Annotated in this window: 23 protein-coding genes; 7 read left to right on the top strand and 16 right to left on the bottom strand. The window is 70.5% G+C overall.

Going from position 1 to position 24,252, the window contains the following annotated elements; genetic code table 11:
- Positions 1 to 31: 31 nt before the first annotated feature.
- The gene (locus AB5I40_RS42830) at positions 32 to 2,581 is read right to left on the bottom strand and encodes a DNA translocase FtsK (protein WP_370935902.1); all 2,550 of its coding nucleotides are present in this window, start codon (positions 2,579 to 2,581) and stop codon (positions 32 to 34) included.
- A gap of 74 nt (positions 2,582 to 2,655) precedes the next feature.
- Positions 2,656 to 3,147: a hypothetical protein gene (locus AB5I40_RS42825; protein WP_370935901.1), complete on the bottom strand. Its 492-nt coding sequence runs from the start codon at positions 3,145 to 3,147 to the stop codon at positions 2,656 to 2,658.
- Between the two features lie 117 nt (positions 3,148 to 3,264).
- On the opposite strand from AB5I40_RS42825, the gene AB5I40_RS42820 reads away from it, so the two are divergent.
- The 3 genes from AB5I40_RS42820 to AB5I40_RS42810 are packed head-to-tail and all read left to right on the top strand — an operon-like array spanning position 3,265 to position 5,722.
- Positions 3,265 to 4,074, top strand: coding sequence for a lysophospholipid acyltransferase family protein (locus tag AB5I40_RS42820; protein ID WP_344284727.1), 810 nt, complete (start codon positions 3,265 to 3,267; stop codon positions 4,072 to 4,074).
- A 47-nt stretch (positions 4,075 to 4,121) separates the two neighbouring features.
- Positions 4,122 to 4,736, top strand: coding sequence for an NAD(P)H:quinone oxidoreductase (gene wrbA, locus AB5I40_RS42815; protein ID WP_370935900.1), 615 nt, complete (start codon positions 4,122 to 4,124; stop codon positions 4,734 to 4,736).
- Positions 4,737 to 4,777: 41 nt separating this feature from the next.
- Positions 4,778 to 5,722 carry a DMT family transporter gene (locus AB5I40_RS42810; protein WP_370935899.1) on the top strand — a complete coding sequence of 315 codons (945 nt, stop codon included), beginning with the start codon at positions 4,778 to 4,780 and terminating at the stop codon, positions 5,720 to 5,722.
- 222 nt (positions 5,723 to 5,944) lie between these two features.
- Here AB5I40_RS42810 and AB5I40_RS42805 read toward each other — a convergent pair whose 3' ends face one another.
- From AB5I40_RS42805 to thyX, 6 genes are all read right to left on the bottom strand, one after another.
- Complete coding sequence (locus tag AB5I40_RS42805) at positions 5,945 to 7,642, bottom strand: ribonuclease J (protein WP_370935898.1); 1,698 nt, start codon at positions 7,640 to 7,642, stop codon at positions 5,945 to 5,947.
- A complete protein-coding gene (gene dapA, locus AB5I40_RS42800; RefSeq protein WP_344284715.1) occupies positions 7,639 to 8,652 on the bottom strand; it encodes a 4-hydroxy-tetrahydrodipicolinate synthase in 1,014 nt (337 codons plus the stop codon). Before dapA ends, AB5I40_RS42805 begins: the two co-directional genes overlap by 4 nt.
- Positions 8,653 to 8,764: 112 nt before the next feature.
- Positions 8,765 to 10,267 (bottom strand): serine/threonine-protein kinase, encoded by a 1,503-nt coding sequence (locus AB5I40_RS42795; protein ID WP_370935897.1) that lies wholly within the window; start codon positions 10,265 to 10,267, stop codon positions 8,765 to 8,767.
- A gap of 84 nt (positions 10,268 to 10,351) precedes the next feature.
- Positions 10,352 to 11,593 (bottom strand): Nramp family divalent metal transporter, encoded by a 1,242-nt coding sequence (locus AB5I40_RS42790; RefSeq protein ID WP_370935896.1) that lies wholly within the window; start codon positions 11,591 to 11,593, stop codon positions 10,352 to 10,354.
- Positions 11,594 to 11,791: 198 nt separating this feature from the next.
- Positions 11,792 to 12,190, bottom strand: a complete 399-nt coding sequence (locus tag AB5I40_RS42785) for an ACT domain-containing protein (RefSeq protein ID WP_336161104.1) — start codon at positions 12,188 to 12,190, stop codon at positions 11,792 to 11,794.
- 10 nt (positions 12,191 to 12,200) lie between these two features.
- Positions 12,201 to 12,959, bottom strand: coding sequence for an FAD-dependent thymidylate synthase (thyX, locus tag AB5I40_RS42780; protein WP_370935895.1), 759 nt, complete (start codon positions 12,957 to 12,959; stop codon positions 12,201 to 12,203).
- 84 nt (positions 12,960 to 13,043) lie between these two features.
- On the opposite strand from thyX, the gene AB5I40_RS42775 reads away from it, so the two are divergent.
- Positions 13,044 to 13,568: a toxin-antitoxin system HicB family antitoxin gene (locus tag AB5I40_RS42775; protein WP_370935894.1), complete on the top strand. Its 525-nt coding sequence runs from the start codon at positions 13,044 to 13,046 to the stop codon at positions 13,566 to 13,568.
- Between the two features lie 599 nt (positions 13,569 to 14,167).
- A complete protein-coding gene (locus AB5I40_RS42770; protein WP_370935893.1) occupies positions 14,168 to 15,043 on the top strand; it encodes a DUF4097 domain-containing protein in 876 nt (291 codons plus the stop codon).
- Between the two features lie 452 nt (positions 15,044 to 15,495).
- Here AB5I40_RS42770 and AB5I40_RS42765 read toward each other — a convergent pair whose 3' ends face one another.
- Entirely contained in the window at positions 15,496 to 16,710 is a 1,215-nt protein-coding gene (locus tag AB5I40_RS42765; protein ID WP_370935892.1) for a winged helix-turn-helix domain-containing protein, read from the bottom strand.
- 50 nt (positions 16,711 to 16,760) lie between these two features.
- Between AB5I40_RS42765 and AB5I40_RS42760 the strand changes: the two genes are divergently transcribed.
- Entirely contained in the window at positions 16,761 to 17,315 is a 555-nt protein-coding gene (locus tag AB5I40_RS42760; RefSeq protein WP_370935891.1) for an N-acetyltransferase family protein, read from the top strand.
- Here AB5I40_RS42760 and AB5I40_RS42755 read toward each other — a convergent pair.
- Positions 17,305 to 17,781 carry a GtrA family protein gene (locus AB5I40_RS42755; RefSeq protein WP_370935890.1) on the bottom strand — a complete coding sequence of 159 codons (477 nt, stop codon included), beginning with the start codon at positions 17,779 to 17,781 and terminating at the stop codon, positions 17,305 to 17,307. The genes AB5I40_RS42760 and AB5I40_RS42755 overlap by 11 nt on opposite strands.
- Positions 17,782 to 17,933: 152 nt before the next feature.
- On the opposite strand from AB5I40_RS42755, the gene AB5I40_RS42750 reads away from it, so the two are divergent.
- Complete coding sequence (locus tag AB5I40_RS42750; protein ID WP_370935889.1) at positions 17,934 to 18,449, top strand: hypothetical protein; 516 nt, start codon at positions 17,934 to 17,936, stop codon at positions 18,447 to 18,449.
- A 9-nt stretch (positions 18,450 to 18,458) separates the two neighbouring features.
- On the opposite strand, the gene AB5I40_RS42745 is transcribed toward AB5I40_RS42750, so the two are convergent.
- The 6 genes from AB5I40_RS42745 to rpsO form a co-directional block, all read right to left on the bottom strand.
- Complete coding sequence (locus AB5I40_RS42745) at positions 18,459 to 18,908, bottom strand: tetratricopeptide repeat protein (protein ID WP_370935888.1); 450 nt, start codon at positions 18,906 to 18,908, stop codon at positions 18,459 to 18,461.
- On the bottom strand, positions 18,905 to 19,075 hold the full coding sequence (locus tag AB5I40_RS42740; RefSeq protein ID WP_370940738.1) for a hypothetical protein: 171 nt from the start codon (positions 19,073 to 19,075) through the stop codon (positions 18,905 to 18,907). The genes AB5I40_RS42745 and AB5I40_RS42740 overlap by 4 nt, the downstream gene beginning before the upstream one ends.
- On the bottom strand, positions 19,072 to 19,821 hold the full coding sequence (gene dapB / locus AB5I40_RS42735) for a 4-hydroxy-tetrahydrodipicolinate reductase (RefSeq protein ID WP_370935887.1): 750 nt from the start codon (positions 19,819 to 19,821) through the stop codon (positions 19,072 to 19,074). The genes AB5I40_RS42740 and dapB overlap by 4 nt, the downstream gene beginning before the upstream one ends.
- Positions 19,818 to 21,182 (bottom strand): M16 family metallopeptidase, encoded by a 1,365-nt coding sequence (locus AB5I40_RS42730; RefSeq protein ID WP_370935886.1) that lies wholly within the window; start codon positions 21,180 to 21,182, stop codon positions 19,818 to 19,820. Before AB5I40_RS42730 ends, dapB begins: the two co-directional genes overlap by 4 nt.
- A 256-nt stretch (positions 21,183 to 21,438) precedes the next feature.
- Positions 21,439 to 23,688, bottom strand: a complete 2,250-nt coding sequence (locus AB5I40_RS42725; RefSeq protein ID WP_370935885.1) for a polyribonucleotide nucleotidyltransferase — start codon at positions 23,686 to 23,688, stop codon at positions 21,439 to 21,441.
- Between the two features lie 237 nt (positions 23,689 to 23,925).
- Complete coding sequence (rpsO, locus tag AB5I40_RS42720; protein ID WP_037812514.1) at positions 23,926 to 24,195, bottom strand: 30S ribosomal protein S15; 270 nt, start codon at positions 24,193 to 24,195, stop codon at positions 23,926 to 23,928.
- Positions 24,196 to 24,252: the final 57 nt, after the last annotated feature.

The raw sequence follows: 24,252 nt of genomic DNA, 5'->3' as shown, positions 1-24,252 counted from the left end.
GCCGGACGGGCCGCCAGGTTGCACGGGCGGCTCAGAAGTCTTCGTCCTCGCCGCCGGCGGGCGCCCCGCCCGCGTCGGAGCCGCCGCGGATCATGAACAGCACCGACTCCAGTTCGTCGGGCTTGATCAGCACGTCGCGGGCCTTCGAGCCCTCCGACGGGCCGACGATGCCGCGGCTTTCCAGCAGGTCCATCAGCCGTCCGGCTTTGGCGAACCCGACGCGGAGCTTGCGCTGCAGCATCGAGGTGGACCCGAACTGCGACGTGACGATCAGCTCGGCGGCCTGCAGCAGGACGTCGAGGTCGTCGCCGATGTCCGGGTCGATTTCCTTCTTCTCGCCCGCCTTGGCGCTGGTGACGCCCTCGTTGTAGTCCGGCTGCGCCTGTTCCTTGGCGAAGTTGACGACCGCCGCGATCTCTTCGTCGCCGACGAACGCGCCCTGGATGCGGACCGGTTTCCCGGCGCCCATCGGCAGGTAGAGCGCGTCGCCCATGCCGATCAGCTTCTCCGCGCCCGGCTGGTCGAGGATGACCCGCGAGTCGGTGAGCGAGGAGGTGGCGAACGCGAGCCGCGAAGGCACGTTCGTCTTGATCAGGCCGGTGACGACGTCGACCGACGGCCGCTGCGTCGCGAGCACCAGGTGGATGCCCGCGGCGCGGGCCTTCTGGGTGATCCGGACGATCGCGTCCTCGACGTCGCGCGGCGCGGTCATCATCAGGTCGGCGAGCTCGTCGACGATCGCCATGATGTACGGGTACGGCTGGTACTCGCGTTCGCTGCCCGGCGGCGCGGTGATGTCGCCGGAGCGCACCTTGGAGTTGAAGTCGTCGATGTGGCGGACCCGGTTGGCCTGCATGTCCTGGTAGCGCTGTTCCATCTCCTCGACGAGCCAGGCCAGCGCGGCGGCCGCCTTCTTCGGCTGCGTGATGATGGGCGTGATCAGGTGCGGGATGCCCTCGTACGGCGTCAGCTCGACCATCTTCGGGTCGATCAGGATCATCCGGCATTCGGCGGGCGTCGAGCGGGCCAGCAGCGACACCAGCATCGAGTTCACGAAGCTCGACTTACCGGAACCAGTGGAACCGGCGACCAGCAAGTGCGGCATCTTCGTGAGGTTCGCGGTGACGAACTCGCCCTCGATGTCCTTGCCCAGCCCGATCAGCATCGGGTGGTTGTCCTTGACCGTGGTCGGCGCGCGCAGCACGTCGCCGAGGCGCACCATCTCGCGGTCGGAGTTGGGCACCTCGATGCCGACCGCGGACTTGCCCGGGATCGGCGCGAGGAGGCGGACGTTGTCGGTGGCCACCGCGTAGGCGATGTTCTTGGTCAGCGCGGTGATCTTCTCGACCTTCACGCCCGGGCCGAGCTCGACCTCGTACCGGGTGACCGTCGGGCCGCGGGTGAAGCCGGTGACCTGTGCGTCGACGTTGAACTGGTCGAGGACGCCGGTGATCGCCTCGATCATCTGGTCGTTGGCCTTGCTGCGGGACTTCGGCGCGTCGCCGAGCTTCAGCAGGTCCGGCGGCGGAAGCGCGTAGTCGCCCTCGACGGTGCGCGTGACCGACAGCGCGGGTTCCGGAGCCTTCTTCTGCTTCTTCTCCGGCACCTCGGCGGGCGGCGCGACCGGCTTCGGCGGCCGGATCGGCGTGGCGGGTTCGGCGAGCGCGGCGTCGATGTCGAGCTGCTCGCCGTCCTTGTCGGCGCTGGCCTGGCGCCGCCGCGACGGCTTCCGCAGCCGGACGGACTTCGGATCGGCCTCGGGTTCGGGCTCTTCGTCGTGCTGACCGCCCTCGTACTCGGCCAGCTCCTCCTCGTCGAGCCCCCAGGTGCGCAAGCGGTGCGGGATGTCGCGCACCGGCGTGCCGGTGAACACGAGGACGCCGAACAGCAGCGCGAGAATCAGCAGCGGCACCGCGACCCACGTGGTGACGCCCTTGGTCAGCAGGCCGCCGGAGAACGCGCCGAGAATGCCGCCCGCGTACATGCGGCCGTCGTTGGTGTCCGGGAGCGCGGTGAAGATGTGCAGCATCCCGAGCACGGACAGCACGACCAGCACCGTGCCGATGACCATCCGCGGCCGGGTCTCCGGTTGCGGCTCGGACCGCATCAACGCGACCGCGACCACAAGCAGCACCAGCGGCAGGGTCACCGCCCCCGCGCCGAGCACCGTCCGGGTAGCGACCTCGACGCCCGCCCCGATCGGCCCGGCCGCCCGCCACCAAACCCCGACCGCGGCGACGATGGCCAGCGCGATCAGCCCGAGAGCAAGCCCGTCGCGACGGTGTTCCGCTTCGAGCTCCCGCGTGCGCCCTACGGTCCGGGCGAGCGAGCCGATCCCCTTCGCGGCGAGGTTCCAGGTGCTGCGCACTCCGCGCCCGAACGCGCCGTTCTTGCGCCGGGGGGCTGGGCGCCGGGCGCTGGACGTCCGCGGCCGGGAGCTGCTCCTGCCCCTGGCCGAACCGCTTTTTGACGACCTGCTCGACGCAGTTGCCCGAGACTTCGCCGGAGTACGCGAACTGCGCGCCGGTGCCTTCCCGCCGCTTCCCGCCGTGCTCCGCTTCCTCGTCGCCGACCCAGCCATGCCTCCACGGTAACGGGCGCGGACCGATAGTCACATGTGCCACTCGCAGCGCACCCGAAACAATCGTCGCCAGATCACAGTCGACGACGGCGGTCTACCAAGTCGGCTGCCTCGATCAGCTGGGCGGCCAGCGCGCGGGCCACGTCGGGGGTGAACCAGCCTTCTGCGTAGCTCCCGTCGTCCTCGGAGTCCGTCAGCATGTGCACGCAGACTGACTTGGCCCCGTCCTCTTCATTGGCCCAAGCTCGCGCCGTCGCCGACGGCACCGGACGCCCCGCCAGCCGAGGAACTCCGATCACATAGTCAGGACAAGATGTGCAGTTGTGCCGGGTCCCGTAAGTCTGGTCCTCGCACCAATCTGCATGAACGAATACCCGGTCCAGTTCCGCCGACGTCGCATCCGCGAGCTTGGCAAGAGCGGCACGCAGCTCGTGGTCCACCGCACCCGCCTTGTCCATCCGGCGGATCTCGGCGCCCAAGTCGCTCCACCGCACCGTCGCGGCCGCACGTACCGGGTCGTAACCGGTCCGCTGAACGAAGCCGGAAGCGAGCGTCTGGTCAGCCATCAGCACCTCTTTCGAACACCGGCGGGCACGTGGCAGACGCTATCGCCGCTCCCCCGGTCGTCGGCAGAGAGAACCACCCGATCAGGGGCAATCCAGCCGCCGTGAAATGCTTTGCCCATGTTCGCGCTGCAACAGGACGAGGCTCCGCGCCGTGCCCCCGCGATCTGGCGGACGATGCTCAACATCGACCGGGGGCTGGTGAACCTCGTCGGGCGGCTCACCGTGACCGGCTCGGTGCCGCGGGAACTCCGGGGCAAACCGCTGCTCATGACGGCCAATCACATCGGCGTGTTCGACGCCTTCGTGCTCATGGCGGCCTGCAAGCGGATCGGCATCAACCCCCGCTTCATGCTCGCCGGAGGGATTCTCGACGCTCCGGTCATCGGTCCGGCGCTCAAAGTCAGCGGGCATCTGCGCGTGGACCGGGCGAAGGCGGCGACGGCGATCGGGCAGTTCGCGGAGGCGGCGGAGGCGTTGCGGACTACGCGCGAGCCGATCGTCGTCTATCCGGAGGGGCGGATCAGCCACGACCCGGGGCTGTGGCCGGAGCGCGGCAAGACGGGGGCGGCCCGGCTCGCGCTCGCGGCGGGCGTGCCGGTGATTCCGATCAGCCAGTGGGGCGCGCACGAGGCCGTGTACTGGGGCACGGAGACCGTCAACGGGCCCGCTGATCTGCTGCCGCTGGCGAAATCCGGGTTGAGCGCGCCGTTGCGGCGGCCTCGGTTCAAGGTGCATTTCGGGACGCCGGTGGACCTCTCCGACGTCGAGCCGGAGCGGCCGGGCGCGGGCGTTCGCGCGCACGCCAAGATCATGCAGGCCATCACCGACGGCCTGGTCCCCTTGCGCCGCCACGAACCCATCCGGCCGCGCTTCTACGATCCGACCCGGCCGACCGACACGGTCAGCCCCTGGAAGCCGCAGCGCTGAGTCCGGATCGTGGGACACACCAGCCAACCCGGCTAGGGTCGCGAGGTGTGAGCACCCGCATTCTGGTCGTCTACTACAGCGCTACCGGCAACACCGCCGCCCTGGCTGACGCGCTCGCCGAAGGGGCGGGCGAAACCGGGGCGGAGGTACGCGTTCGCACCGTGGCCGAGACCGCGCCGCCGGAAGCGGTGGCGAGCAATCGGCGGTGGCAGGCCTGGGTTGACGCCGGGCCGCACCACGAACTCGCCACGCTGGCCGATCTCGAGTGGGCGGACGGGCTCGCGCTCGGCAGCCCGACCCGGTTCGGCGGGCCCGCCGCGCAGCTGAAGTCCTTTGTGGACACCACAGGCGGCCTGTGGGCGCAAGGGAAACTGGCCGACAAGGTGGCGACGTCGTTCACCTCGGCGTCCACCGCGCACGGCGGCCTCGAAGCGACTGTGCTGGCAATCAACAACATCTTCTACCACTGGGGCGCGATCGTCGTCCCCCTCGGCTACGCCGACCCGCACCTGATGGAGTCCGGCAACCCGTACGGCGGCTCGTTCGTCTCGCGCAAATCCGCGGCACCGGACGACACCGCGCTGCGGGCACTGCGGATTCAGGGGCGACGGCTGGCAACGATCACGACACACGTCGCGACGGGCCTGAAAACCGGGGAATAACTCAGTTTCGCTCGCTCGTTCCGCTCCGTAGTGTCCCGCGCGTGACCACCGAACTCCCTGTCCTCGAACGACCCCGGGTGATCCACCGGGGCCGCGGCCTCTCGCTCGTGCTGCTCGCCGCGGTCTTCTTCAGCACGTCCGGAACGCTCGCCAAACCGGTGATGGAAGCGGGCATGACGCCGGAACAGGTGGCGGTGCTGCGGATCGGGACGGCGGGAGTCCTGCTGCTGATCGGCACCGCGCTCTTCGCCCCGCACACGCTGCGGGTCCGGCGCGGGGAATGGCCGATGCTGCTGGCGTACGGCGCGCTCGGCGTGGCCGGGACACAGTTGCTGTATTTCATTGCCGCGGAACGGATTCCGGTCGGGATCGCGATCCTGCTGGAGTTCCTGTCGCCGGTGCTGATCGCGTTGTGGGTACGCGTGGTGCGGCGGAAGCGGCTGCCGCGCATGCTGTGGTTCGGGATGACGGTGGCGCTGATCGGGCTGGCGCTGGTCGCGCAGGTCTGGCAAGGGCTGCGGCTCGACGCGATCGGCGTGCTGGCGGGTACCGGTGCGGCGCTCTGTTCGGCCGGGTACTTCCTGCTCGGCGAACGCGCGGTCGCCGACCGCGAACCGCTCGGGCTGGTCACGTGGGGCATGGTGATCGGCGGCCTGCTCGTGAGCGTCACCGCTCCGCCGTGGACGCTGCCGCTGAGCATGGCGAACCAGACCGTCCCGTTCGGACCGTGGACGCCGCCGCAGTGGCTGCTGCTGATCTGCCTCGTGGTGCTGTCGACGGCGATCCCTTACGTCGCGGGAATCTCCGCGCTGCGCCATCTGCCCGCCTCGGTGGCGAGCGTTGTCGGGCTGCTCGAACCCGTCGCGGCGGCGGCGTTCGCGTGGGCGTTGCTCGGCGAAGCGCTCGCCTGGCCGCAAGCGGTCGGGGCCGCACTGCTGCTCGGCGGCGCGTACCTGGTCCAACGACAGACCGCCGCGGTGGCCTGACTACTCCCCCGGGCGGAGACGGGAACCAACCTCGGGCGGGATGTGTCCTATCCGCGAGCCCGCCACACTGGAGCGAGCCGCACGAGACACCTGGGGGTTCTCATGGACAACCGACCGAGCAGAGCGCAGCAGCGCAGAGCGCGCAACGCGCTCGCCCGCCAAGCAGCGATCGTCATGATGGCGTTGCTGCTGGCGGGCGCGCGCCGCTGAATCAGAGCCGGCTCAGACCGGGATGACCGTCGGCACGATCATCGGCCGCCTGCGGTAGGTGTCGGCGACCCACCGGCCGACGACCCGGCGCACCGCCTGCGCGATGCGATGGGTGTCGGTGATGCCCTCGGCTTCCGTCCGCGCCAGCTCCATCTCGACGAGCGGCACGACGGCGTCGAGGGCCTTCGGGTCGTCGGAGAAACCGCGGCCGGAGATCGTGGGGCTGCTCATCGCGCGGCCGGTGTTGGAATCGACCGCCATGGTGATCGCGATGAACCCGCCCTCGCCGAGCACGAGCCGGTCGGACAGCGTCGACTCGCCGACGTCGCCGACGGACAGGCCGTCCACGTACACGTGCCCGACCTCGACGCGGCCGGTGCGCGAGGCCTTGCCGTCGACCAGGTCCACGACCACGCCGTCCTCGGCGATCACCACGTTGTCCGGCGCGACGCCAGTGCGGATCGCGAGCTCTCCGTTGGCGCGCAAGTGTTTCCACTCGCCGTGCACCGGCATCACGTTGCTCGGCCGGACCGCGTTGTACAGGTAGAGCAGCTCGCCCGCGGACGCGTGGCCGGACACGTGCACCTTCGCGTTGCCCTGGTGCACGACGTTCGCGCCGAGCCGGGTCAGTCCGTTGACGACGCCGAACACCGCGGTCTCGTTGCCCGGGATCATCGAGCTGGCCAGCACGACGGTGTCGCCGGCGCGGATCGAGATCTGCCGGTGCTCGCCGCGAGCCATCCGCGACAGCGCGGACAGCGGCTCGCCTTGGGAACCCGTCGACACGAACAGCACCTTGCTTTCGGGCAGGTTGCTGGCCTGGTCCAGGTCCACGAGCAGGCCGTCCGGGACGTTCAGCAGGCCCAGCTCGGCCGCGATGCCCATGTTCCGGACCATCGACCGGCCCACGAACGCCACGCGGCGGCCGTGCCGGGCAGCCGCGTCCAGCACCTGCTGCACGCGGTGCACGTGGCTGGCGAAGCAGGCGACGATCACGCGCTGGTCGACCTTGCGGATCACGTCGTCGACCACCGGGCCGATGTCGCGCTCGGGCATGACGAACCCGGGCACCTCGGCGTTGGTCGAGTCGACGCAGAACAGGTCCACGCCCTCGTCGCCCAGGCGCGAGAAGCCCGCGAGGTCGGTGAGCCGCCCGTCGAGCGGCAGCTGGTCGAGCTTGATGTCGCCGGTGTGCAGCACGACGCCGGCCGGCGTGCGGACGGCGACCGCGAGCGCGTCCGGGATCGAGTGGTTCACCGCGAAGAACTCGAGGTCGAACGCGCCGACCTTGCGCCGCTCCCCCTCGCGGACCTCGATCAGCTTCGGCCGCTGGCGGTGCTCCTTGGCCTTGGCCGCGAGCAGCGCGTTGGTGAACCGCGAACCGTAGATCGGCACGTCCGGGCGCAGCCGGAGCAGGAACGGGACGGCGCCGATGTGGTCCTCGTGCCCGTGGGTGAGCACGAGGCCGTCGATGTCGTCGAGCCGGTCCTCGATCGCGCGGAAGTCCGGCAGGATCAGGTCGACGCCGGGCTGGTCGTCCTCGGGGAAGAGGACGCCGCAGTCGACGATCAGGAGCCTGCCGTCGAATTCGAAGACGGTCATGTTGCGCCCGACCTCGCCGATGCCGCCGAGCGCGACGACGCGCAGGGCTCCCTCGGGAAGTGCGGGCGGGAGGTGCGTCGGGCCGGGTCCGGCGGGAAGTGAGGTCACCGGGGCATTGTCCCAACGCTGGTGTGCGAGGTGGGGGCGGTGTAGGCCGCCTGCGAATCTGCTTGTGCCACCCGTGCACCATGCCAGTCCGAGGCCGCGCTGTCCTCCAGCGGCACGCCGCCCTGGGCGAGATCGGCCGCGATCTGCTCGAGCTGGTCGTCGAACGGGGCCACGATCGGCAGGCGAGGGTCGCCGATGTCGAACCCGCGCAGGCGCAGCGAAGCCTTGCTGAACGCGACGCCGCCGACCCGCGACATCGCCCGCAGCACCGGCAGCATCGCGCGGTGGTTCGTGCGCGCGGTGGACGTGTCGCCCGCCTCGTAGGCCTCGATCATCGCGCGGATCCGGCCCGCCACGACGTGCCCGATCACGCTGACCACGCCGACCGCGCCGACCGACAGCCACGGCAGGTTCAGGCCGTCGTCGCCGGAGTAGTAGGCGAGGTGGGTGTTCGCGATGACCTCGGAGCCGGCGATCAGGTCGCCCTTCGCGTCCTTCACCGCGACGATGCGCGGGTTCTCGGCCAGCCGCTGCAGCGTGTCGACCTCGATGGGCACGATCGAGCGCGGCGGGATGTCGTAGAGCATGACCGGCAGCTCGGTGGCGTCCGCGACCGTGGTGAAGTGCGCGAACAGCCCGGCCTGGCTCGGCCGCGAGTAGTACGGCGTGACCACGAGCAGGCCGTGCGCGCCCGCTTCCGCGGCGGCCTGGGCCTGCTCGATGCTGTGCGCGGTGTTGTTGGTGCCCGCCCCCGCGACGACGGTCGCGCGGTCGCCGACCGCCTCGACGACGGCGCGGATCAGCGCGGCCTTCTCCTGGTCGGTCGTGGTCGGGCTCTCGCCGGTGGTGCCGTTGACGACGAGGCCGTCGTTGCCGAGGTCCACAAGGTACTCGGCCAGTTCCTGGGCCCGCTTCACGTCCAGCGCCCCGGCTCGGTCGAAGGGGGTCGCCATCGCGGTGAGCACGCGGCCGAACGGACGTCCGGGCGCGGCGGCAGGTGAGGTGGACATGGCCACGACGGTACCTCGTCGAACCGCCGAACCCGGCCTCGACCTGGTGTGCCACCGGGAACTTCGGAGAATTTCCGCCGCCGCGCCGCTTCGCGCGGAACTTCTCGCGCGGCTACTTGACCTTGGCGGTGATCTGCGCCGGGATCTGGTCGTTGCTGGTGCGCGACAGGACACAGTAGATCTTGCGGTTCGGGCCGCTGCTGCTGTCGTTGTCCGGCTGGACCTGCCACGCCTGCTGGGTCGGCACGATCGCCCGGTACGACAAGCCCGCGCGCTGCTGCGGCGGCACCACCGCGGAGTGGAACGCGGCCGCGCAACGCGCCTCGGCGGCCCGGCTGATGTCCTCCAGGCCGGGATACGGGGCCACGACCGCGTCGCTGTCGCTCCAGCTCTCCAGCGGCAGCGGGTCGGCGACGTCGTAGACCTCGAGCGTGTGGTTCTTCTTGCAGTCGACGTTGTTGTCCGAGCTGATCACCACGCCCGGCTGGACCACGGCGTTGTAGCAGATCTGGTACGAGGAGATCTGGGTCTTGAGGTAGCCGTCCGGGCCGTAGCTGACGGTGTCGGCCTGCTGCGCGTCCTTCTTCGGCGACCACACCGGCTTGCCGAGGAAGAACCCGCCGGCCAGCGCCGCGACCACCAGCACCGCGATCGCGCCCGCCCACAGGCCGCGGCGGCTCTTGCCCTCCGGCTTCGCGGCCATCCGGGTCGGCTGCCCGCCCACCCGGGTTTCCTGCTGCGGCAGCACGGCGGTCGCCGGACGCTGCGTCGGACCGGTGGCGTGCGCGAGCTGCGCCCGCGCCTGCGTCGCGGTGAGCCGGGCTTCCGGGTTCGCCACCAGGAGGCCGAGGATGACCGCGCCGAGCGGGCCCTGCACGCGGGTCAGGTACGGCACTTCGGTCATGATCGCGTGCAGCGTCGCGGCCGTGGTGGGCCGTTCGAACGCGACGATGCCCTCGACCGCGAAGTACAGCGTCGCGCCGAGCGACCACAGGTCCGATTCGGCCATCGCCTCGCGGCCCTCGACCCGCTCCGGGGCCATGAACGCGGGCGAGCCGACGATCATCCCGCTCGTGGTGAGCCGCGGGTCGTCGATGGCGTGCGCGATGCCGAAGTCGGTGAGCTTCACCCGGCCGTCCGGCGCGACCATGATGTTGGCCGGTTTGACGTCGCGGTGCACGATCCCGGCGGCGTGCGCGGCCTGCAGCGCGGACAGCACCCGCTCCCCGATCATCGCCGCCTGTTGTTCGGGCATCGGGCCGTGCGTGCGCACCAGATCGGCGAGGGTGGGCGCTTCGACCAGCTCCATCACGATCCAGGTGGTGCCCTGGTCGGTGACCACGTCGTACACCGTCACGACGGCGGGGTCGTTGAGCCGCCCGCCTGCCCGCACTTCGCGCAGGATCCGCTCGGAAAACACCGCGGCGCCTTCAGCTTCGGGCAGCCGCAGCTCTTTAATCGCGACCTGCCGTCCGATCACCTGGTCCTGCGCGCGCCACACGATGCCCATGCCGCCGCGGCCCAGTTCGCCGAGCAGCAGGTAGCGGCCGGCCACCACGCGGCCGGCGGGGGCCGTGCGGTTCGGGTCGTGCGGGCGGGTCTGTTCATCGGTCACGGGGTCGGGCTCCTCGGTCGGCTTCGCGCAGATGCTAGTCGGACCGTCCGGCAGCCCTGCCGGTTCCGTCCGGTTAGGACTGTCTCAGCCGCCGAAGGTGAGCACGATCAGCACGACGTTGAGCAGGATGATCACCGCGGCGACGACCGAGGCGAGCACCGTGGTGGTCCGCCGGTTGGCGTCCGCGCCCATGAGCCCGCGGTCGGCGGTGAGCCGGATCAGCGGCACCAGCGCGAACGGGATGCCGAACGACAGCACCACCTGCGACACCACCAGCGCCGCGCTCGGATCGGCGCCCAGCGCCAGCACGACAATCGCCGGAGTGAGCGTGACGAGCCGGCGCACCACGATCGGGATCCTCTTGCGCAGCAAGCCTTGCATGATCATCGCGCCCGCGTACGCACCCACTGACGTCGACGCCAGTCCGGAAGCGAGCAACCCGATCGCGAACAGCAGCGCGACGCCCGGTCCGAGCGCGGCGGCGACTGCCCCGTGCGCGCCTTCGATGGTGTCGACGCCTTGCTGGCCTTGGAGATTCGTCACCGCTACGAGCAGCATGCCGAGGTTCACCGCGCCGGCGAGCAGCATCGCGAACCCGACGTCGTACCGGGTCGCCCGCAGCAGCCGCCTGCGCCGCTCGGGTGCGGGTTTGCCGTGCCGGTCGCGGACGAGTCCGGAGTGGAGGTACACCGCGTGCGGCATCACCGTCGCGCCGAGCATCGCGGCCGCGATCAGGACGCTGTCGCCGCCGCTGAACCGCGGCACCAGGCCGTGCGCGATCCCGGCGGCCGACGGCGGTTCGATGAACAGGCTCGCCAGGAACCCGACCGCGATCACCACCAGCAGGCCGGTCACGACGCGTTCGAACGGGCGCTGGCCGCCGCGGTCCTGCACCGCGAGCAGCACCAGCGACACGAGACCGGTGATCAGCCCGCCCGCGACGAGCGGGAGTCCGAAAAGGAGGTTGAGCGCGATCGCGCCGCCGACGACCTCGGCCAGGTCGGTGGCGATCGCGACGATCTCGGCCTGCGCCCAGTACGCGAGCCGCGCCCGGCTGGACAGTCGGTCGCGCAGCGCTTCGGGCAGCGACTGGCCGGTGACGAGACCGAGCTTCGCCGACAGGTACTGCACCAGCACGGCCATCAGGTTCGCCGCGACGATCACCCAGACCAGCAGGTAGCCGTAGCGCGCGCCGGCGCTGACGTTGGCCGCGACATTGCCCGGGTCGACGTATGCGATCGCGGCGACGAACGCGGGCCCGAGCAGCGCCGCGCCGGCCCGCAGCCGGGCCACGCCGCGCGGACGTGCCGCTTCCGCCACCGCCATGTACGCCCACTCCCTGATATCGGTCGCCCCAACTCAAAGTTTAGGCATGCCGAACTTTGCCGGGCAAGGGTGTGCTGCGCCACGCCGACTTGTCGCCACGTGACTGGCTTGCGGAGGTCGTGAGGGGAACCCTGAGGGAATCTGATTCCCTCAGGGTTCCCCTCACGACCACAAACCCCAGTCCTTCACGGACCTTTGTCAGGCGGGCAGGAGCACTTCGTGGCCGGCTTCGCGGAACGCGGCCACGGCGCGGTCGAGGTCGTCCGAGCGCACCAGGATGTGGTCGGTGTCGAAAGTGGACAGCGAGAACAGCGCGACGCCCGCCGCCGCCAGCTCCGACGCGAGCGCGGAAATGATGCCGGTGAGGGTGAATTCCAGCGGCCCGCGGACGGTGAACAGCCGCCAGCCGTCCTCGACGGTGCCGCCCTCGGGTTCACGGCCGGTCGGGCAGATCACCGACAGCTCGTCGGGCGTGCGGGTCACCGACACGAGCGCGGGCTCGCCGGGCTCCAGCAGCTCTGCGGGGACCGCGGCGTCGGCGGGCAGCCGCACGACCGAGTAGGGGCCGGGGCGGAGGTCGATCGTCAGGTGTTTCATCAGTGCGTTGTCAGCCTTCCAGCACTTTCGGGCTCGAGGCGATCTCGGTGCCGTCGGGCAGGGTCGAAATCGTGAAGTCGGCGAACACGTTGGCCGCCGCCTTGTGCAGCTGCCGCAGGCATTCGATGGCCAGCGAACGGATCTCGACGTCCGCGTGTTCGGTGGCGCGCATCGCGATGAAATGCCGCCAGGCGCGGTAATTCCCGGTGACGACGATGCGGGTTTCGGTGGCGTTCGGCAACACGGCGCGGGCCGCCTGGCGCGCCTGCTTGCGGCGCAGCGTGGCGCTCGGCGTGTCCGCGAACTTCTCCTCCAGCCCGGCGAGCAACTCGTCGTACGCGGCGGCGCTGGCCTGGGTGGCCTTGACGAATTTCTCGTGCAGCACCGGGTCTTGCGCGATGACGTCCGGCTCGACGAACTCGGCGTCGCTCTCCGGGACGTAGCGCCGCGACAGTTGCGAGTAGGAGAAATGCCGGTGCCGGATCAGCTCGTGGGTAAGCGAGCGGGAGATCCCGGACAGGTAGAAGGTGACCGACCCGTGCTCCAGCACGGCCAGGTGGCCGACGTCGATGACGTGCTCGAGGTAGCCGGCGTTGGTCGCGGTCGCCGGATTCGGCTTCTCCCAGGACTGGTAGCAGGCGCGGCCGGCGAACTCGGCGAGCGCTTCGCCTCCGTCTGCGTCGGTGGACCAGGGCACGTCCTCGGGCGGGAAGAACTCGGTTTTCGCGATCAGCTGCACCTTGGGCGGCACCGGTCTCGCTCCCCTCATGTCGGCTCCGCCAGCCTAACCAGGCGGCACCGGTGACATCACCGCGCCTTGACGTGACGTCATTGGTGACGCCATAGTGGTGTCATGGACTTGACGCCGTATATCGCGAACCTTCGCGAAGACCTCGCGAACACGGCCTCCGCCGGGGACGAGCAGACCCGGCGGGCGGCCGCACTGCTGTCGTCTGCTCTGGAGCCGGCCGTCCGGCTCACGCTGATGAACGCGCTGGCCGACCTCGCGGCCGAGGTGACCGCCGCCCTGCCCGGCCAGGTCGTGGACGTCCGCCTGAACGGCCGGGACGTGCGCGTGGTCGTGACCGGCGGCGAGGAGCGTTCTTCTTCCGCGCCTCCCCCGCCGCCTCCTCCCGCGCCTCCCATCGACGGCGGCGACATCTCGCGGATCACCCTGCGGCTGGTCGAGCAGATCAAGGGCCAGGCCGAACAGGCGGCGGCCGCGCAGGGAGTTTCGCTGAACACGTTCGTGGCGCAGGCCGTGCAGGGGGCGCTCGGCCAGGCGCAGCAGCACCAGCAACGGCACCAGCGCTGGCAGGACAGCGGCAGCGGCGGGGGCCGCACGGAGACCAAGCTGCACGGCTGGGTCGAAGGCTAGAAGGGGGCATCACCATGGGCGAGAACCGGGGAGACCAGGGGAAGAACACCGAAGGCCGGGTTGGGGAACCCGGGTTCGGGAGCGCGGCCGGGTCCGGCGTCGGGGGCGATGCTGGGGCTTCGGCGGGCGGAACCTCTGCTGCGGCAGCGGGCGGAGCTGAGTCCGCCGCGAGCGGGACTGCTGCGGGGACAGAGGCTGCGGCCGCGGGCGGAGCCGGGGCTGCGGCAGGCGGTGCTTCGGCGGGCGGAACCTCTGCCGGGGCGGATGCTCCGGGCGGAGCCTCGTCCGCCGCGAGCGGGAACGCTGCGGGGACCGGGGCTGCACCCAGCGGGGCCGCCGCAGACGGAACGTCTGCGGATGCGGGGACCGGGGCTGCGCCGAGCGGGGCCGCGGCGGAGACCGCGGCAGGCGGAACCTCTGCGGGGCCGGAGTCCGCGGGAACTGCGGCGGGGGAAGCCTCGGCGAGCGATGCGGGCAGCGGGTCCGAGTCTGTTTCCGAGGCTGCTGGAACCGCTTCGCGCGAGGCGGGGGCTGCGTCTGCCAGCTCTGAGTCCGCTCCGGAAGGCGGCGGCTCGGATTCCGCGGAACCGGGTCCGTACGTGCGGCTGCAAGACTTCGAGGCGGACGGTCCGGTCGAGCTGGACCTGGGCGTCACGATCGGGCGGGTCGAGGTCGTGCTCGGGCGGGAGTCCGGGGTGACCGTGCGGCTGCAGCACGACGCGGGCGAGCAGCCGTCGTGGGTGAACGGCGTCAGCAGCCTGCTGTCGTGGGTCGGCGAGAAGTTCGGGGACCAGCTCGGCGGCCTGCCGGAGTTCTCGGTCGCCGACGCGGTGCGGCAGGCGCGGATCGAGAAGACCGGCAACCGGGTCGTCGTGCGGGCCGCGAAGGCGTGGCAGCTGCGGAATGTGCCGGTGTCGGTGACCGTCCACGCACCGGCCGGGTCGCATCTCGAGGTGCGCGCGGGATCGGCGGACGTCAAGGTGACCGGTGCCGCGGGCCGCGCGGACATCCTCACCGGGTCCGGCGAAGTGTCGCTGGAACGCGCGGACGGCGCGGCCACCATCCGGACCGGAACCGGAGCCGTGAAACTCGGCCCGACCCTGGCCGGGTTGCAACTGCGGAGCGGAAGCGGCTCGGTCGAAGCGGCGTCGATCGCCGGACCGGCGACGCTCGGCACCGGCACCGGAAACGTCTGGCTGGGCGCGGTCGAAGGCGACGTGATGGCCCGCACCGGCAGCGGCGACCTCTCGGTGGCCGACGCGGCGTCCGGATCGCTCGAACTGATCACCGGCTCGGGCGAGGTACGAGTCGGCATCCGGGGCGGAGTCCGAGCGGAAGTCGAACTGGCATCGGCGGCCGGGCGGGTTTCGAGCGAACTGGACGTCTCGGACACGCCGCCGGAGGGCGCGGTCGCGCTGAAAGTCCGAGCCCGCACCGGAACGGGCAACGCGGTGGTCACTCGCGCGGCAGGCTGACCGCGGGAACATCCCGTCTGCTTCTGGCCGACACACCCGATACCTCACACCCCGGGTGCGCCGAGCAGACGGATGCAAGGGGGAGGCGGCGGGCCGCACCGGAGACATTCCGGGTGGCCCGCCGCTTCGTGCTGCGCCCGAGAAGTCCTTGTGCGCCAGGGCAAGATGCCTCGGCGTTGGTTCCCGTGCGGCATGGCAAGCCGCCTCCGCGCGGCTTCCCACGCGCCAAGACAAGGCATCCCAGCGCGGATCACCTCACGCCAAGACAAGGCACCTCAGCGCGGACTCCCGAACCCCAAGACAGTCCGCCTCAGCGCGGATCCCGGCGCGCCAAGCCACAACCGCCGCAAGAACTTCTGCGCGGCCCAAACCCCAGCCCTCGCCGCAGGACCTCTGCGCGATGTGAGTGTTGATGCCGGTTCTCACCGGCGTAAGCAATCACGAACCTCCCCTCACTTCACCGCGCGCCGCAACGCCCGGGCCAGATCACCTCGCTCCCCCACCACGACGCCGTCCAGCCCTTGCCATTCCGCCATCGTCCGCAGTTCCCCGGCCAGTTCCGCCGCCACCCGCGCCTGGTCGACACCTGGCTCGGCGAACGCGCCCTGCACCCGCAGGACCCCGGCCGCCCGGTCGGATTTCAGGTCCACCCGGCCCGAAAGCGCACCGTCAAGCAGGAACGGGAACACGTAATACCCGTGCACCCGCTTGGGTTCCGGCACGTAAATCTCGATGCGGTACCGGAATCCGAACAGCCGCTCCGTCCGCGCGCGCTCCCAGATCAGCGGGTCGAACGGGCACAGCAAAGCCCGTCCGGACACTGCCCGCGGCGTGCGCGCGTCGACGTGCCGGTAGGCGACCGCGCGCCAGTCGTCCACCTGGACTGGCTCCAGGACGCCTTCCTCGACCAGCTCCTGGACGGCTTTCCTTGAGACATCCGGGCCGAGGCGGTAGTAGTCGCGCAGGTCGGTTTCCGTTGCCACGCCCAGAGCTCGCGCCGAACGGTCGATCAGGCCGCGGGCGCCTTCCTCCGCGGAAACCTTGCGGGACAAGATCTCCGGCGGCACCACTCGCTCCGTCAGGTCGTACAGCCGCTCGAACGACCGCCGGGTGCCGGTGCTCAGCTGGCCGACGCCGAACAGGTACTCGCAGGCCTTCTTCACCACCGAGCGTTCCCACCACGCCCCCGGCCCGCGCCGGACCGCTTCGGTTTCCAGCGCCTTTTCGATCGCCCCGGCTCCGATCGGGCCCTGTTCCTTGACGACCGCCAGCACGTCGTCGAGCAGGCCGGGCACCGTGTCGACCACCCGCGTGTAGTTCCGCCACCAGCCGTCCCGTTTCGCGCCGGACTTCAGCAGCGGCCAGTCCTCGATCGGCAGCAGGCTCGCCTCGTGCGCCCACGACTCGACCAGCAGCCGCGGCCGTTTCGCGCGGTGGCTCCACGCGGCGTCGTCGACCAGCGCAGGGTCGTATCCGCCCAGGCGCGAGAACAGCGGCATGTAGTGCGCGCGCACGGCGACGTTGACCGAGTCCAGCTGCAGCAGCTGGACCCGCGACAGCACCTTGGCGAGGTGCCGCCGGGTCGGGGGCGAAGCGGGCCGGGGGTCGGCGAACCCCTGCGCGGCCAGAGCGGTGCGGCGGGCTGCGGAAAGGCTGATCGTCTGCATGATTCCGCCATGGTGCCAGCCACCCCCGACAGTTTCGGTACATTGCCCGCGTGAGTGCCGCCGAAGTCCGTCCCGCGAACCCGTCCGACGCCGCGGAGATCGCCCGCATCCAGCGGCTGACCTGGCGGGCGGCCTATGCCGACCTCCTGGGCGCCGAGGCCATCGACGAGTTTGAGAAGGCCGACCTCGAAGGCACCTGGGCGGAGACGATCGAGTACCCCGATTCCCGCGTCTACCTGGCCACCGAGGGCTCGTTCACGGTCGGCTACTGCGTCGCGGGGCCGGCCCCGCAGGACGAAGCCGCCGCGGCCGACGGGTCACCTGCCGACGACGCGCCCGGGCTGATCGCGTCGCTGGTGGTCGAACCGCGCTGGGGCCGTCGCGGGCACGCCGGGCGACTGCTCGCGACCGCCGCCGCCGATCTGCGCGCGAACGGCCTGAACCGCGGCATCACCTGGGTCGCGCAGTCCGACCACGCGACGCTTGGCTTCTACCGTCGCGCCGGCTGGTCCCCCGACGGGACCGTCCGCACCCTCGACACCGGCCGCGGAACGCTGCGCGAAGTCCGGCTCACCGGCACGCTGGAACTAGAACTCACACACTGACCGGCTCTTCGCGCTTCGCGAAAACCACCCAGCGCATCACCGAGTACATGAACACGCCCTCGCACGCCCCGGCGATCAGCCGCGACAGGTGGTATTCCACGCCCAGCGCCGTCAATCCCGCGCCGAGGCCGAGCAGGAACGCCGCGTAGTTCACCGCGATCGCCACCACGTACAGCACCGCCTGGCGGCCCACCGGCGCGTGCGAACGGAAGTTCAGCGCGCGGTTCAGCACGAAACTCAGCCCGAACGCGACCACGTACGCGACGCTGATCGACAGCCACACCGGCCACTTGAGCCCGCCATGGAACAGCGTCAGCAGCAACAGGTCGACGCCGAACGTGAAGCCGTTGATCACCGCGAAACCGAGGAAGCTCGGCGCGACGATCCGGGACAATCCGAACGGCAGGATGCGGACGACCGCCTCGCACAGTCGGGCGAAACGGTCGGCGATCGGCACCTCAGGCACGGGTCCGATCCTGGCAGCGGAAGGTGTCCGAGACCGGTCGGCCAGGTGATCTTCTGGGGTTGGCGCCAGGGGAAAGAGTGGGGTTAGCCCCCGTGATCTTTTCGTGATGGCTGATAGCTTGGAGTGAGCCGAGCCACGAAAGGGGTGACGCTATGGGATGGGTGTTCCTGACTCTGGGCGTCGCCTTCGGCTCGGCGATCGTGCCGCTGATCAACGCCGAGCTCTTCGTCATCGGCCTGTGCGCGAGCCAGCACAGCGTGCACTGGCTGTGGCTGGGCGGCGCGGTCGCGGTCGGGCAGATCGCCGGGAAACTGCTGTACTACCTGGCCGCCCGCGGCTCGATCCGGCTGCCGAAGTTCCTGCACGACCGGCTGCATCGCGAACGGCCGCTGACTCCGCGACGGGTCCGGTGGCAGCTGCGCACCAAGGTGATCCGCAGCAAGGTCGAGGCGCTGCGCGAGCGGTGCCAGCGCCATCCGCACTGGATGACCGGCACCTACGGGATCAGCTCGCTCGTCGGGCTGCCGCCGTTCATGGCCACGAGCGTGCTCGCCGGGATGGTCCGGATGCGGCTGTCGACGTTCCTCGCGGCGGGGCTCGCGGGACGGTGGGTGCGGTTCAGTTTGCTGGCGGCTTCGCCCGCGCTGTTCGCCGGTTGGCTGCAGTAACCCGAGGCGCTACTTGCGCTCCGCGGCTTCCAGCTCGATCGCCTTGCGCATCGTCGCCCGAGCCCGACGCCGGTCCCCCGCGATGTCGTACGCGTACGCCAGCCGGTACCAGGCCCGCCAATCCTCTTGGCTCGCCTCGACTTCCGCGCGGCGCGCGTCGAACCACACGTCCGCGGCGTCGCGGTCCACGCGGCCGGACGGGCGGCGCGGCAGGTCCGACACGTCCGGCAGACCGCCCTCGGCGTCCAGCTGCCGCGACAGCCGCTGGATCTGCATGCCGGACCGCCAGGTCACGACGACGATCCACACGCCCAGCAGCGGCAGCAGGAACACGCCGACGCCGAGCGCGATCCCGGCGGGCGTCCCGGTCGCGAGCAGCGCCACGGCCCGGTCCGCCAGCAGGACCAGGTACACCACCAGCGCCGCCGTCATCAGCAGCGCGACATTGCGGGCTTTCACACGCCCAGCCGACCGTCAGGCCGCGCACGCAGCAGGAACACGCCGACGCCGAGCGCGATCCCGGCGGGCGTCCCGGTCGCGAGCAGCGCCACGGCCCGGTCCGCCAGCAGGACCAGGTACACCACCAGCGCCGCCGTCATCAGCAGCGCGACATTGCGGGCTTTCACAGGTCGAGCACGTTCTCCAGGCCGACCGTCAGGCCGGGACGCGACACCACCGAGCGCACGCCGAGCAGCACGCCCGGCATGAACGACGTGCGGTCCAGCGAATCGTGCCGGATGGTCAGGGTTTCGCCCTCGCCGCCGAACAGGATTTCCTCGTGCGCCACCAACCCCGGCAGCCGGACCGAGTGCACGTGGACGTCCTCGACGGAGGCGCCGCGGGCACCGTCCAATTCGGACGTTGTGGCGTCGGGCCCGGGAGTGACCCCGGCTTCGGCCCGTGCGGCGGCGATCATCCGCGCGGTGTGCGCGGCGGTACCGGACGGGGCGTCGGCCTTGCGGTTGTGGTGCAGTTCGATGATCTCGGCCGAGGCGTAGAACTTCGCCGCCTGCGCCGCGAACCGCATCGCCAGCACCGCGCCCAGCGCGAAGTTCGGCGCGATCAGCACGCCCAGCTGCGGCTTGTCCGCCAGCAGCCCGCGCAGTTCGGTGAGCCGTTCCTCGCTGAAGCCGGTGGTGCCGACGACCGCGTGCAGGTCGTGCGCGATCAGCCAGCGCAGGTTGTCCATCACCGCGTCCGGGTGCGTGAAGTCCACGACCACCTGGGCTTTTTCCAGCGGGGCGAAATCGTCGCCCGCGTCCAGCGCGGCCACCAGTTCCTGGTCCGCGGCGCCTTCCACGGCTTTCACCACGGTGGCGCCCATGCGGCCGCGTGCGCCCAGCACGCCGACGCGGATCGGGGACTCGGTCATGACGCGATCACCTCGTGCAGATCGTCCGGCAGGTCGTCGGAGTGAGCGTACGGCCCCACCACCGCCGCGGACGACACCCCGCCGGGGCGCCGCAGCAGAGTGCGAGCGAGCGCACACACCTCTTCGGTCGTGACCGCGTCGATCCGCGCGATCGTGTCGTCGACGCCCAGGTACCGGGCGTAGTTCAGCTCGTTCTTGCCGATCCGCGACATCCGCGACGACGTGTCCTCCAGGCCCAGCACGAGCCCGCCGCGCAGCTGCCCCTTGGCGCGCGCGACCTCGGCGTCGGACAGCCCGTCCGCGGCGACCGAGTCGAGCACCTCGCGGATCACGCCCGCGACCTGGCCCAGCCGCTCCGGCTGGCAGCCGGCGTACACCGACATGTGCCCGAGATCGGCGTAGCTCGCCACCGACGAATACACCTGGTACGCGAGGCCCCGGCGTTCGCGGATCTCCTGGAACAGCCGGGAACTCATGCCGCCGCCGAGCGCGGCGTTGAGCACGGACAGGGTGAACCGGCGCTCGTCGTGCCGCGGGAGCGCGCGGAAGCCGAGCATCACGTGGGCTTGTTCGGTGTCGTCCGGGTGCAGGGCCAGCTTCGGCACGGTCTTCAGTCGCGCGCGACCGGATCGGGGCGCGACCGGGATCGCGGTGCCTCCCAGGCGGTCACGCAGCGCCCGCTTCACCAGCCGCAAAACCTGGCCGTGTTCGACGTTTCCGGCGACCGCGAGCACCATCCGCGGCAGGGTGTAGCGGCGGCGGTAGAAGCCGCGCAGGGCGGACGGCGACATTTCGGTGATGGACTTTTCCGTGCCCAGCACCGGGCGGCCCAGCGGATGGTCGCCGATGATCGCGCCTACGAAGGTTTCGTGCAGCAGGTCTTCGGGGTCGTCGTCGCGCATCGCGATCTCTTCGAGGACGACGCTGCGTTCCATGTCCATGTCGCGGTCCGTGCACTGCGCTTCGAAGACCACGTCGGTGACGAGGTCGAGCGCTAGGGGCAGGTCTGCGTCCAGGACTTGGGCGTAGTAGCAGGTGTGTTCTTTGGCGGTGAAGGCGTTGAATTCGCCGCCTACCGCGTCGATCTCTTCGGCGATTTGGGTGGCGTCGCGGTTGGCGGTTCCCTTGAACAGCAAGTGTTCCAGGTAATGCGCGGCACCGGCGACCGCCAACGGCTCGTCACGGGAACCCACGCCGACCCAGAGTCCGACCGTCGCCGAGCGAGACGCTGGGACGTGCTCGGTGATTACCCGCAAGCCGCCGGGCAAAACACTTCGCTTGACTACCGCACCGTCCGAAGTGGACTCGAGCGTACGGGTGGTGCCGACGGGCTGCTCGTGCCCGGAAACCTGCCGTGCCAAGTGTGGTCCTTCGGGGTTGAAGGGTCGCCAAAACTGTGTTTTTGGCGCCGGCTCCGCCGTCGCGGCGGGATCGCCTTTAAGTCGGCGTCTGGAGGAGCAGTGCACCCGGCCCGGGGGCCGTGCGCACTGCTCCTCCAGACGCCGACGCGATCCCGCGTTGGGGTCAGGTAAGGGGGCGAAGCGAGGGCCGAGGCTGGGATGCGCAGAGGGCCTCCTGCCCCGGGGTCGGGTCAGGAGGCCCTCGCGGTGTGTGGTGCTACTTGGCTTCGGCGGTCTCGGCCGGAGCGGCGTCGCCTTCGGCGGGCTTCGCGGCGTCCTCTTCCTTGACCACGATCAGGCTGATCTTGCCGCGGTTGTCGATGTCGGCGATCTCGACGCGGATCTTGTCGCCGACGTTCACGACGTCCTCGACCTTCGCGATCCGCTTGCCGTTGCCCAGCTTCGAGATGTGCACGAGGCCGTCCTTGCCCGGCAGCAGCGAGACGAACGCGCCGAACGCGGCCGTCTTCACCACGGTGCCCAGGAAGCGCTCGCCGACCTTCGGCAGCTGCGGGTTGGCGATGGCGTTGATCTTGCCGATCGCCGCCTCCGCCGACGGGCCGTCGGCCGCGCCCACGTAGATCGTGCCGTCGTCCTCGATCGAGATGTCGGCGCCGGTCTCCTCGGTGATCGAGTTGATCATCTTGCCCTTCGGCCCGATGACCTCGCCGATCTTGTCGACCGGGATCTTCACCGACGTCACGCGCGGGGCGTACGGGCTCATCTCGTCCGGGCCGTCGATCGCCTCGGCGATGACTTCCAGGATGGTGAGGCGAGCGTCCTTCGCCTGCTTCAGCGCGGCCGCGAGGACCTCGGACGGAATGCCGTCGAGCTTGGTGTCCAGCTGCAGCGCGGTGATGATGTCCTTCGTGCCGGCGACCTTGAAGTCCATGTCGCCCAGCGCGTCCTCGGCGCCCAAGATGTCGGTGAGAGCGACATAACGCGTCTCCCCATCCACTTCATCGGACACCAGGCCCATGGCGATGCCCGCCACCGGAGCCTTCAGCGGCACGCCGGCGTTGAACAGGCCCATGGTGGACGCGCAGACCGAGCCCATCGAGGTCGAGCCGTTGGAGCCCAGCGCCTCGGAGACCTGGCGGATCGCGTACGGGAACTCGTCCCGCTTCGGCAGCACCGGGACCAGGGCGCGCTCGGCGAGCATGCCGTGGCCGATCTCGCGCCGCTTCGGCGAACCGACGCGGCCGGTCTCGCCGGTGGAGAACGGCGGGAAGTTGTAGTGGTGCAGGTAGCGCTTCGTCGTCTCCGGGGAGAGCGAGTCGATCTGCTGCTCCATGCGGAGCATGTTCAGCGTGGTGACGCCCAGGATCTGGGTCTCGCCGCGCTCGAACAGCGCCGAACCGTGCGCCCGCGGGATCACGGCGACCTCGGCCGAGAGCTGGCGGATGTCGGTCAGGCCGCGGCCGTCCATCCGGATCTTCTCGGTGAGGACGCGGGTGCGCATGATCTTCTTGGTCAGCGCCTTGAACGCACCGCCGACCTCCTTGTCGCGGCCCTCGAAGGCTTCGCCCTCGCCGAGGCCGAGCTTCTCCAGGACGGCGGCCTTGACCTCGTCGGTCGCGGCGTCGCGCTCCTGCTTGCCGGCGATCTGCAGCGCCTTGGCGAGCTCGTCGGACGCGATCGCGGCGACGGCCTCGTAGATGTCGGGCTGGTAGGCCGGGTACACCGGGAAGTCGCCGGTCGGCTTGGCGGCGTCGGCGGCCAGGCGCTGCTGCGCCTCGCACAGCACGCGGATGAACGGCTTCGCGGCCTCGAGGCCCTGCGCGACGGTGACCTCGTCCGGCGCGGTGCCGCCGTCGGCGATCAGGTCGAGCGTGTTCTCGGTGCCCTCGGCCTCGACCATCATGATCGCGACGTCGTCTCCGACGATGCGGCCGGCCACGACCATGTTGAAGGTGGCCTTCTCGAGCTGCGGCCAGGTCGGGAACGCGACCCACTGGCCCTCGATCAGCGCGACGCGCACGCCGCCGACCGGGCCGGAGAACGGCAGGCCGGCGATCTGGGTGGAGGCCGACGCGGCGTTGATCGCCAGCACGTCGTACGGGTCGTCCGGGTTGAGGCTCTGGACGGTGATGACGACCTGGATCTCGTTGCGGAGGCCGTCGGCGAAGGACGGGCGCAGCGGGCGGTCGATCAGGCGGGCGGTGAGGATCGCGTCGGTCGACGGGCGGCCCTCGCGGCGGAAGAACGCGCCCGGGATGCGGCCGGCGGCGTACATCCGCTCCTCGACGTCCACGGTCAGCGGGAAGAAGTCGAAGTGCTCCTTCGGGTGCTTCGACGCCGTGGTCGCCGACAGCAGCATGGTCTCTTCGTCCAGGTACGCGACGACGGCGCCGGCGGCCTGCTTGGCGAGCCGGCCGGTCTCGAACCGGACGGTGCGGGTGCCGAACCGGCCGTTGTCCAGAACGGCTTCGGTCTCGAACACGGTGACTCCGGTGGAGTCGGTCATATGGTCAATCTCCTCTTTGGTTCCTTCGTACGGCGAGAGTCTCCCACTGTGGGACCCGGTTCGCCCGAGGACGCTCGAGGAGGTGTGAGGCCGGTCTTCGATCGAAGCCCCCGGGTCCGTTGCCCGGGAACCACTACCGAGGACCGGCGAGATCGTTCCTCCAGCGCGCTCGCGCCGTGTGGGGGGTGTGCTTGCGGCGAGGGGGAGCGGCCGAAGCCGCTCCCCCTCGTCAGCACGCTATCGGCGCAGGCCGAGACGCTTGATCAGGTCCCGGTACCGCGCCACGTCCACCTTTTCCGTGTAGTTCAGCAGCCGGCGGCGACGGCCGACCAGCAGCAGGAGACCGCGACGGGAGTGGTGGTCGTGCTTGTGGGTCTTCAGGTGTTCGGTGAGGCCGATGATCCGCTTGGTCAGCAGCGCGACCTGGGCCTCGGGGGATCCGGTGTCCGAGTCGTGCAGGCCGTACTCGGCGAGGATCGTCTTCTTCTCATCGGTGGACAGCGCCACTGGTGGTGCTCCTTGTGCATCTAGTGCCGTGAGGCCCGCACCGCGCCACGCGGCCGG

The sequence above is a fragment of the Amycolatopsis sp. cg13 genome, assembly GCF_041346965.1.
Lineage (GTDB): Bacteria > Actinomycetota > Actinomycetes > Mycobacteriales > Pseudonocardiaceae > Amycolatopsis.
This window is presented reverse-complemented; position numbering and strand designations above follow the sequence as displayed.

Excerpts from the sequence above, each read along its gene's own strand:
- AB5I40_RS42785 (WP_336161104.1), bottom strand. The coding sequence starts at position 12,190 with ATGAAACACCTGACGATCGACCTCCGCCCCGGCCCCTACTCGGTCGTG.
- AB5I40_RS42830 (WP_370935902.1), bottom strand. The coding sequence starts at position 2,581 with ATGGCTGGGTCGGCGACGAGGAAGCGGAGCACGGCGGGAAGCGGCGGG.
- AB5I40_RS42775 (WP_370935894.1), top strand. The coding sequence starts at position 13,044 with ATGGACTTGACGCCGTATATCGCGAACCTTCGCGAAGACCTCGCGAAC.
- AB5I40_RS42825 (WP_370935901.1), bottom strand. The coding sequence starts at position 3,147 with ATGGCTGACCAGACGCTCGCTTCCGGCTTCGTTCAGCGGACCGGTTAC.
- AB5I40_RS42725 (WP_370935885.1), bottom strand. The coding sequence starts at position 23,688 with ATGACCGACTCCACCGGAGTCACCGTGTTCGAGACCGAAGCCGTTCTG.
- AB5I40_RS42765 (WP_370935892.1), bottom strand. The coding sequence starts at position 16,710 with ATGCAGACGATCAGCCTTTCCGCAGCCCGCCGCACCGCTCTGGCCGCG.
- AB5I40_RS42750 (WP_370935889.1), top strand. The coding sequence starts at position 17,934 with ATGGGATGGGTGTTCCTGACTCTGGGCGTCGCCTTCGGCTCGGCGATC.
- AB5I40_RS42790 (WP_370935896.1), bottom strand. The coding sequence starts at position 11,593 with ATGGCGGTGGCGGAAGCGGCACGTCCGCGCGGCGTGGCCCGGCTGCGG.
- dapA (WP_344284715.1), bottom strand. The coding sequence starts at position 8,652 with ATGTCCACCTCACCTGCCGCCGCGCCCGGACGTCCGTTCGGCCGCGTG.
- dapB (WP_370935887.1), bottom strand. The coding sequence starts at position 19,821 with ATGACCGAGTCCCCGATCCGCGTCGGCGTGCTGGGCGCACGCGGCCGC.
- AB5I40_RS42820 (WP_344284727.1), top strand. The coding sequence starts at position 3,265 with ATGTTCGCGCTGCAACAGGACGAGGCTCCGCGCCGTGCCCCCGCGATC.
- thyX (WP_370935895.1), bottom strand. The coding sequence starts at position 12,959 with ATGAGGGGAGCGAGACCGGTGCCGCCCAAGGTGCAGCTGATCGCGAAA.